This is a genomic window from Streptomyces sp. AC602_WCS936 (genome assembly GCF_019049125.1).
In the GTDB taxonomy this organism is placed as follows: domain Bacteria; phylum Actinomycetota; class Actinomycetes; order Streptomycetales; family Streptomycetaceae; genus Streptomyces.
In genome coordinates, this window is the sequence record NZ_JAGMUF010000066.1 from 278,358 (window position 1) to 286,954 (window position 8,597).

Annotated in this window: 10 protein-coding genes; 2 read left to right on the forward strand and 8 right to left on the reverse strand. The window is 74.6% G+C overall.

Translation table 11 applies throughout. The features are described from left to right. Nucleotides 1–18: 18 nt before the first annotated feature. The 3 genes from KUM03_RS23025 to KUM03_RS23035 are packed head-to-tail and all read right to left on the reverse strand — an operon-like array spanning nt 19 to nt 2,581. Nucleotides 19–1,023 carry an ACP S-malonyltransferase gene (locus tag KUM03_RS23025; protein ID WP_217251179.1) on the reverse strand — a complete coding sequence of 335 codons (1,005 nt, stop codon included), beginning with the start codon at nt 1,021–1,023 and terminating at the stop codon, nt 19–21. Further along, complete coding sequence (locus KUM03_RS23030) at nt 1,020–2,306, reverse strand: beta-ketoacyl synthase (protein ID WP_217251180.1); 1,287 nt, start codon at nt 2,304–2,306, stop codon at nt 1,020–1,022. Before KUM03_RS23030 ends, KUM03_RS23025 begins: the two co-directional genes overlap by 4 nt. Further along, nucleotides 2,303–2,581, reverse strand: coding sequence for an acyl carrier protein (locus tag KUM03_RS23035; protein WP_217251181.1), 279 nt, complete (start codon nt 2,579–2,581; stop codon nt 2,303–2,305). The genes KUM03_RS23030 and KUM03_RS23035 overlap by 4 nt, the downstream gene beginning before the upstream one ends. Before the next feature lie 464 nt (nt 2,582–3,045). Here KUM03_RS23035 and KUM03_RS23040 point away from each other — a divergent pair, with 464 nt between their 5' ends. Further along, nucleotides 3,046–3,915 carry a CAP domain-containing protein gene (locus KUM03_RS23040; RefSeq protein WP_217251182.1) on the forward strand — a complete coding sequence of 290 codons (870 nt, stop codon included), beginning with the start codon at nt 3,046–3,048 and terminating at the stop codon, nt 3,913–3,915. A 6-nt stretch (nt 3,916–3,921) separates the two neighbouring features. Here KUM03_RS23040 and KUM03_RS23045 read toward each other — a convergent pair whose 3' ends face one another. Genes KUM03_RS23045 through KUM03_RS23055 form a run of 3 tightly spaced genes read right to left on the reverse strand, consistent with a single transcriptional unit; the run spans nt 3,922 to nt 6,274 of the window. Next, complete coding sequence (locus KUM03_RS23045) at nt 3,922–5,244, reverse strand: HAMP domain-containing sensor histidine kinase (protein ID WP_217251183.1); 1,323 nt, start codon at nt 5,242–5,244, stop codon at nt 3,922–3,924. Further along, complete coding sequence (locus KUM03_RS23050) at nt 5,241–5,930, reverse strand: response regulator transcription factor (RefSeq protein WP_217251184.1); 690 nt, start codon at nt 5,928–5,930, stop codon at nt 5,241–5,243. Before KUM03_RS23050 ends, KUM03_RS23045 begins: the two co-directional genes overlap by 4 nt. A 53-nt stretch (nt 5,931–5,983) precedes the next feature. Continuing rightward, nucleotides 5,984–6,274 carry a hypothetical protein gene (locus KUM03_RS23055; RefSeq protein ID WP_254399720.1) on the reverse strand — a complete coding sequence of 97 codons (291 nt, stop codon included), beginning with the start codon at nt 6,272–6,274 and terminating at the stop codon, nt 5,984–5,986. A gap of 70 nt (nt 6,275–6,344) precedes the next feature. Between KUM03_RS23055 and KUM03_RS23060 the strand changes: the two genes are divergently transcribed. After that, on the forward strand, nt 6,345–6,557 hold the full coding sequence (locus KUM03_RS23060) for a hypothetical protein (protein ID WP_217251185.1): 213 nt from the start codon (nt 6,345–6,347) through the stop codon (nt 6,555–6,557). A gap of 6 nt (nt 6,558–6,563) precedes the next feature. Here the strand turns inward: KUM03_RS23060 and KUM03_RS23065 are convergent, their stop codons facing one another. Both KUM03_RS23065 and KUM03_RS23070 read right to left on the reverse strand, forming a co-directional pair. Beyond that, nucleotides 6,564–8,234, reverse strand: a complete 1,671-nt coding sequence (locus KUM03_RS23065; RefSeq protein WP_217251186.1) for a cellulase family glycosylhydrolase — start codon at nt 8,232–8,234, stop codon at nt 6,564–6,566. Between the two features lie 177 nt (nt 8,235–8,411). Further along, nucleotides 8,412–8,597: RICIN domain-containing protein (locus tag KUM03_RS23070; protein ID WP_217251187.1), on the reverse strand; the 186-nt coding region annotated here is incomplete at its 5' end.

An 8,597-nucleotide genomic window follows, 5' to 3' on the forward strand; every position in this document is an offset into this window, starting at 1 on the left:
CCGGCCCGGGCGGCGTCGTCACCGCAGGGCGGCGGCGAGGCGCAGACGCAGCCGGTCGACTCCGGCCGGTGTGCGGGAGGGGGCGGCGGTCGTGCAGCCCGGCAGCCCCGCCCTCGCCAGGGCGCTCAGCAGGGCCCGGGGGCCGCTGTCGAGGTAGGTGGTGAAACCCGCCCCGCGCAGTGCGTCCAGGGTGCGGTGGAAGGCCATGGGTTCGGTGAGGTGCGCGGCCGCCGCGGTGCGCAGTCCGGCGGGGGTGCGTACGGGGCGGTGCGTGGTGGCCGTGTAGACGGCGAGGGTGGGCGGGGCGACGGGCTCGGCGCGCAGGTGGCGGCGGAAGGTCCGGTGGACCTCGGTGAGCAGGGGGTGGTGGTAGGCGGTGCGGCTGGTCAGCGGGGTGGCGCGGTGGCCGCGTTCCCGGGCCGTGCGCCCTACGGCGGCCAACTCGTCGTCGGGCCCGGCCAGGACCGTCTGGGCGGGCGCGTTGCGGGCGGCGACGCGCAGCTGGGCCAGGCCTTCGGTCCGTATCAGGTCCGCCGCCCGGTCGGCGGTCATGTCGGTGGCCAGCAGGCCGGCCGCCGGCAGCGCGGCGTCCCGCAGCAGCCGGTCGCGCAGGTGCAGCAGCCGGACGCCCTGCTCCGGGGTGATCACCCCAGCCACGGTGAGCGCCGCCAGGTCGCCCACGCTGTGGCCGAGGACCGCGTGGACGGGCGGGTCCGCGAGGTCGAGCAGGAGGGTCGCGGAAGCGGTCACCGCGGCGTAGGTGGCCAGGTCGAAGGCCAGGGGGGCGGTGAGCACGAGCCGGCCGGGGCCGGGCGCGCCGGGGTCGGTGAGGAGGAGGCCGACGGGTGGTCCGCCGCTGCCGCCGAGCTTCGCGCTGTGGGTGTCCACTCTCCGCAGCACCTGCGCGACGGGCGGTACGTCGCGCAGGTGGCGCAGGGCGCCCGGGAGGTAGGCGCCCTGGCCGGGGCACATCAGCACGGTGCGCGGTGTGCCTGCGGCCGGGAGCGGGGGGCCGTGGTTCATGAGGCGGCGGCGAAGGCGAGGGCGACGTTGTGCCCGCCGAAGCCCATGCTCGTGGTGACGGCCGCGAGGGGCCCCGGGGGCAGGAGCGCGGGGCTGCGGCCCACGACGTTCAGGCCGATCTCCGGGTCGACGCGTTCCAGGCTGCACGCGGGCGGTGCGGTGCGCTCGCGCAGGGCCAGGACGGTCAGGACGGCCTCGATGGCGCCGGCCGCCCCCAGGGTGTGCCCGAAGGCGCCCTTGGTGGCGCTGACCACCACGTCGTCCAGGCCCTTGGCGAAGACCTGCTCCAGCGCCTGGGCCTCGCCGAGGTCGCCGAGCGGCGTCGAGGTGGCGTGGGCGTTGACGTGCCGGACCTGCTCCGGGTGGAGCCGGGCGTCGCGCAGGGCCTCGTCGACGGCGGCGGCGCAGCCCGTCCCGCCGGGCGCGGGCTGGGCGACGTGATGGCTGTCGTTGGTGATGCCCGCGCCGGTCAGCCGCCCGTGGACGCGGGCACCGCGGGCGGCGGCGTGCGCGGCGCTCTCGACGACGAGCATGCCGGCGCCCTCCCCCATCACGAAGCCGTCCCGTTCGGCGTCGAAGGGCCTGGACGCGCCCTTGGGATCGTCCAGGCGCTGGGAGAGGGCGCCCAGCCGCGCGAACCCGGCCAGGGTGAGCGGATGCAGCGCGGCCTCGGTCCCGCCCGCGACCACGACGTCGGCGCGGCCGTCCCGGATCATGCCGAGGGCCTGGCAGAGCGCTTCGGCGCCGGAGGCACAGGCGCTGACGGGGGCGTGCACCCCGGCCTTGGCGCCCACCATGAGCCCCACCTCGGCGGCCGAGTGGTTGGGCAGCATGAGCGGGATCGTGCGCGGGCTCACCCGGCGAGCGCCGCGGGTCCGGAGGCGGTGGTTCTGCTCCAGGATGCTGGTGAGACCGCCCAGTCCCACCCCGACGACCACGGCCACCCGCGCACCGCTCGCGCCGAGGGACGACGCCTCCTCGAACCCGGCGTCGCGCACGGCTTCCCGGGCGGCGACGAGGGCGAACTGCGCCGAGCGGTCGCAGTGCGCCGCCTTGGCGGGCGTCAGCACGGTGGTGGGCTCGACCGCCGCCGGGGCCGCGAGATAGGCCGCCGCGGAGCCGTCCGGTGCCTCGAAGTCGAGACGCCCGACGCCGCACACGCCGGCCAGCAGGGCCCGCCAGGTGGAGGGGACGTCGCCGCCCAGCGCCGTCGTCAGGCCCAGTCCGGTGACGACGGCGGCCCGCTCCTCGGGGGCCGGGCCGGCCGCGTGCCGTGGGCTCACGCGGTCCCGCCCGCGGGAGCGGCGACGACTTCGGCGAGGTGGGCGGCGATCTGCCGTACCGTGGTGAGCTGTTCCGCCTGCTCCTGCGGCACCTCGATCTGCCAGCGGTCCTCGATCGCGGCGACCAGTTCCAGCATGGCCAGCGAGTCGACGCCCAGCTCGTCCCTGAGGGAGGAGTCCGGTCCGATCTCCTCCACGGACAGGTCCTCGACCGTCGCGGCCAGCAGTTCCCGCAGTTCGTCGAGCAGCTTGCGTTCCTCGGCGGTGGACGGCACGGGCGTTCCTCCTTCTTCTCGGTGCGCGGCGCCCCCGGGGGCGGTGGGCGGGAGGCCCCTGCCTCCTCGGGGTGCGCCGGCGGTGCGGCGGCGATCTGCCGGGCGCACGCCGACAGGCTGTCCGGCGGCCCGGCACGGCAAGCGCCCCGCAGGGGGTGACGGCGGGGCACCGGGAGCACGCGAGGGGCTTCTGCGGTCCCCCGTGTCCGCTCTTCACGTTGAAGCGCCCCGCGGCGGACCGAGGGTGCCGGGCGGCGGGCGCGTATCCGGCTGGAGGGACGCCGTCCGTTCCTCAGCGGACTTTGGCGGCTCTTTTAAGGCTTCTTGAAGATGACCTTCGAACGGCCGTTTCCGCCCCGGCCGGGTCCTAGGCTCTCGAACACCCCCCACAGTCCCGGTGGGCGCGATCGCGTCCACCGGGTACGGGGGCCGAGCCAGCCGACCGACAGACCGAGGTGTCCTGCATGGGTTCCCGCCGAGCCGCTCGCCCGTCCCGCTCCCACGCCCGTCCGCGCGGCGGGCTCAGGACCCGCGGCACCGCGCTGGCCCTGGGCGCCGTCACCGTGACCGCGGGCGTCGGGATCACCCTGGCCGTCGCCGGCGGTGAGGACGGCGGGGCCTCGGACCGGGTGGCGGCGAGCACCGCCGGTGAGGCGCCGGGCGCCGAGGACGCGGCGGGCGGCGCGGTGCCGCTCGCCTCCGGTTCGGCGAGTCCGAGTCCCTCGGCGAGCAGCTCGCCGAGCGAGACCGCGAAGCCGAAGGAGAAGCCGAAGCGGTCGGCGAGCCCCACCCCCAGTACGGAGCGGAAGTCGGCCGAGCCCGCGTCGAAGGCGCCCGTGCGGACGACGGCGAAGAGCGGCGGCGACGACCGTCCGGCGAGCGGAAGCGGCGACTCGGGGTCGGGCAGCACCGGGGCGGACTCGGGGTCGGGTTCCGGTTCCGGCGGGTCCAGCGGGCCCGAGGCGCAGGTCCTCGCGCTGGTCAACGAGGAGCGGGCCGCGGCGGGCTGCTCGCCGGTCACGGCGAACTCCCGGCTGACCCGGGCCGCCGACGACTACAGCGACGTCATGGCGAGCAGCGGTGTGATGTCCCACACGGGCCCCGACGGCTCCACGATGACGACCCGGGTCGAGGCCGCGGGATACCAGTGGTCGACGCTGGGCGAGAACATAGCCCGTGGGCAGGCGGACGCGGCCTCGGTGATGGAGTCCTGGATGAACAGCTCCGGCCACCGCGCGAACATACTCAACTGCTCCTTCAAGGAGCTGGGCGTCGGCGCGCACTTCGGCGACGGCGGCCCCTGGTGGACGCAGAACTTCGGCGCCCCTCGCTGACGCCCGTCACCGCGTCCCGGCGCCGCTCGCGCCGGCCAGTACGAACGACACCCGCACCCGCGCGCCGCCCAGCGGCGCGCGGGTGATCGTCAGTTCGCCGTCCGCCGCGCGGGCCGCCCGCGCCACGATGTCCAGGCCGAGTCCGGTGGAGCCGCCGACGCTGACGCCCCGGGTGAGCGCCGCGTCGGGGTCCGCCACGCCCGGGCCCGCGTCGTCGACCGTCAGGAACACGTGCCGGTCCGCCCGCTCCACGCGCACGGCGAAGGCGGTGCCCTCCGGGGTGTGCCGGAAGACGTTGCCGATCAGGGCGTCGACGACGGCCGCGAGGTCGTCCTCGGGGAAGGCGACCGGCGCCGGGCGCGGGGTCAGGGAGCGCTCGTACGGCCGGGCCTGCTGGGTGGCGAGGACCGACCAGAAGTCCAGGCGCATCGCGACCACCTCGGCGACGTCGCACGGTTTCGACGCGCCCGCCCCCGCACCGGTCAGGTGCGCGGAGGCCAGCGGTGTACGGGCCGCGGCGATGATCGAGTCCAGCTCGCTCTCCAGCTGGCCGGCCGCCTCCGTGACCCGCCGGGCGCTGGGGCTCGCGCCCATCCGGTCGGCCTCCAGGTAGAGGGCGGTCAGCGGGGTGCGCAGTCGGTGCGAGAGGTCGGCGACCAGTTCGCGTTCGACGGCGAGCAGGTCGACGACCCGGTCGGCCATCGTGTTGAACGCCGCGCCGGCCTCCTGCAGCTCGGGCGGGCCGTCCGGTTCCACCCGTACGTCCAGGTCGCCGGAGCCGAGGGCCAGCGAGGCGCGCTTGAGGCCGCGGGAGGAGCGGACGACGCGGGCGCCGAGCCGGTCGGCGACCAGCACCGAGCCACCGACCAGGCCCAGCGCGAGGAGCGCCATCACACCCCAGGACGCGGCCACGCCCCGGGTGAGGTCGGCGGCCGGCACGAAGGCTTCCACCACCGCGACCCGGTCCCCCCGCAGGACGACGGGCTGGAGGTAGACCCAGCCCTCGTCGGTGTCCACGGCGAGCGTCTCGCGGCCGCGTACGGCCCGGTCGAGCGCGTCCCGGGGCGCGTGCGGGGTGCCCACGAAGCCGCCGCCGGGAAGCCGTACGACGAGCTGGTCGGCGGAGCCGAGTTCGGCGACGGCCTGCTGAACGTCGGCGCGCCGGGTGGTGAGGGCGAGCACCGGGGACAGGGCGGAGGCCCGCTGCTCGGCGGCGGTGGTGACCCGGTCCCGGGCCTGTTCGCGGACGAGGAGGGCGAGCGGGATGAGGAAGGACAGCGCCACCATCGAGGTGACGGCCAGGGCGATCCCGGCGAGGGCACGTCTCATGGCGAGCTGACCAACTTGATGCCTATGCCGCGCACGGTGTGGAGGTAGCGGGGCTTTCGCGCCTTCTCTCCCATTTTGCGGCGGAGTGCGGAGAGATGGACGTCGACCGTCTGGTCCTCGACGTACGGCTGCTGCCACACCTCGGCGAGTATCCGCTGCCGGGAGATGACCTGGTCGGTGTTGGCGGCGAGGTAGGCGAGCAGGTCGAACTCGCGGCGGGTGAGCGGGAGCTCCCGGCCGGCGAGGTGCGCGGTGCGCGCGGTGGGGTCGATGCGCAGGTCGGCGACCTGGAGGACGGGCCTCCGCGCGGCCTGGACGTCGACGGGCACGGACCGGCGCAGTACGGCGGCGAGCCGGGCGGCGAGCTGACCGCCGGAGAACGGCTTGACCATGTAGTCGTCGGCCCCGGCGTTGAGCAGCCGGATGATCTCGCCCTCGTCGTCACGGGCGGTGGCGACGAGGACCGGGACGCGGGAGATGCCCCGGATCATGCGCAGCACGTCGAGACCGTCGAGGTCGGGCAGCCCGAGGTCCAGCACCACGATGTCCGGCGGGCTCTGGGTGATGTCGCGCAGCGCCTCGAAACCCTGGTGGGCGGTCTTGACCGCGTAGCCGTGCCCGGTCAGGACCTCGATCAGCGCGGCCCGGATCACGGGGTCGTCCTCGACGACCAGTACGGAGGCCATGGGCAGGCACGTTAGCCGGTCCGTCACTATGGTGTCGTGTCCCGCCTCCTGCGCTACCTGATCATCTGGCTGTCGTGCACGGCAGCCAGTGTCACGGCTGTCATCATCACGATCCACTTCGTGGTGGGCTCGACCCGGCCGACCGCGCCGGTCGCGCAGTCGGCGCCGAGTGAGCCGCCCGAGTCCCCGAGGCCCAGCCCGTCGAGGACCGCGGAGCCCTCACCCAGCCCGTCGGCGACCAGCCGCAGGCCCAGCCCCACGCCGTCCCGGAGCAGCGCGGAGCCGTCCGAGCCGGGCCCCACACCGACGCCGACACCGACCTCCCGCACCACTCCGCCGGGCACGCCGACCGGTTCGGGCGGCTCGGGCGGCGAGGGCGGCTCGGGGTGCGAGGGCGGTGCCGGTGTCTACACGGTGCCCTCCGAGGGCGGCAAGGCGACCGTGCGGTTCGGCGACCGCGGAGTGTGTCTGATCTCGGCGGTGCCGAACCGGGGGTTCACGGCGAGCACGGAGCAGAGCGACCCGCAGACACTGACGGTGACGTTCTCCGCGAGCCGCCACCGGTCGGAGATCACGGCGACGACTCGGCCGCAGAGCCGGGCCGACGTCCGCGAGGTGTCGTGGTGACGCCTGTCACACGCAGCTGGTCCCGTTGACGGTGAACGCGGCCGGGGCGGTGTTGGCGCTGCCCTTCCCGGCGGTGAACCCGAGGGTGACGGTGCCGCCGGCCGGGACGGTGGCGGTGTAGGAGGCCGGGGTGACGCTCACCGCGCCGCCGGTCTGTGTCGGTGTTCCGCCCCACATGTTGGTGACGGTCTGACCGTCCGGGAAGGTGAAGGCTAGCGTCCACGGGCCGAGGGGCGCGGTCCCGGTGTTGCGGACGGCGATCTCCCCCTGGAAGCCGCCCGGCCACTCGCCGACGACGCGGTACGTCACCGCGCACGTGGCGCCGGGGGTGCCGCCGCCCTCACGGGTCGTGACGTCCACGGTGGCGGAACGGGCCGAGCGGTTGCCGGCCGCGTCGCGGGCGTAGACCGCGAAGGTGTGGGCGGTGCCGGCGGTGAGGCCCGTCACGGTGACGGAGTTGGTGGTGGAGGTGGCGACCCGGGTCTCGGTGCCGTCGTCGACCCGGACGACGTCGTATCCGGTGACTCGGACGTTGTCGGTCGCCGCGGCCCAGCCGAGGGTGACGGAGGTGTCCGTCACGGCGGAGGCGGCCGGGGCCCCCGGAGCGGTGGGCGCCTCGGTGTCGTCCGGGGTTCCGCCGCCGAAGACCGTCGCTTCCTTCGAGGTCCGCGCGATGCCGTCGGCGCCGTGGAAGATGCGCTCGCCCCAGGAGCTGAGCCGGCTCGGGTCGAAGTCGAGGGCGAGGTCCAGGACCGGGTCGGTGTTGCCGCTCCACGACCAGGCCAGGTAGCCGAGGTCCAGCTGTTCGGCGGTGGCCATCATGGTGTCCTCGTCGGGGTCGCCCCACTGGTCGGCGGGGCCGCCGAACTCGCCGATGAGGATGGGCAGTCCGGCGTCGACGTAGGCCTGGAGGTAGTCGGTGATCTCCTGGGCCGTGTCGTACACGCTGTACATGTGGATCGAGAAGATCAGGTTGCCGGTGGGGTCGGCGTCGTGGACGGCCTGGGCGTTGGCCCGCATGACGCCCTGCCAGTCCTGGCCCCAGTTGGGCGCGTCCACCATGATCGTGTGCCGGAACCCGGCGTCGCGCAGCTTCTTCACCGCCGCGACGGTGGGCTCGGTCCAGCCGGCGGGGTCGGTGTTGCCCCAGGGTTCGTTGCCGATGTTGACGATGACGTAGTCCTCTTCGCCGGCCAGCACGTCCTTGAGGCCGATCCAGTAGTCGGCGGCGTGGTCGAGCGTGCCGGCCGCGGCGTCCTCGCCGTAGCCGGTGGTGTCATGCACCTCCAGCACGCAGATCAGCCGGTTCGCCTTGCACCGGTCGACGACGTTCGCCACGTCGGCGGGGCTGTTCTCGCTCCAGCGGTGACCGTCGGAGAGGACGACCCGGACGCTGTTGGCGCCCAGTGCCTTGATGTCCGCCAGCGACTGGGTCTCGCCGGGATACCAGGTGTGGGCGTGGTTGACGCCGCGCATGACGAAATCGTTGCCGTTGGCCTCCAGGAGCCGGCCCCCGCTGATGTGCAGGCCGGTGGCCGCCTGGGCGCCGGGCGACGGCTGGGCCAGGGCGGCGGCCGGGCAGAGGGCGCCGAGGACGAATAAGCCGATCAGGGTGGCCAGTGCGGTGAGCAGGCGGGCCGAGAGGCCCTGCCGGGATGGGCGTGGTGGTGTGCGCACGGTGGCTCCAGTGGGTAGGTGGGAAGCGCTTACTAGCGTGGGAGCGCTCCCATGAACCCATGACGGCGCGTACACGTCAAGACGCCGAGCACCGTGAATCGAATGTCCAGCGGCATGGGTAGGTCCCGCTCACCCGGGTGAGCGGGACCTACCGTGTCCGGTGCTCTCAGGAATCGGTCAGGGCAGGGTCCACTTCTGGTTGGGTCCGGTGTGGCAGGTCCACAGGTGGACCGGCGTCCCGTCGTTCCACGTACCGCCCGACGCGTCCAGGCACTTGCCCGACTGCGGATTGCGCACCGTACCGTCCGACTGCGCCGCCCACTTCTGCGCACCCGTCCCGTTGCACGTCCACAACTGGATCCG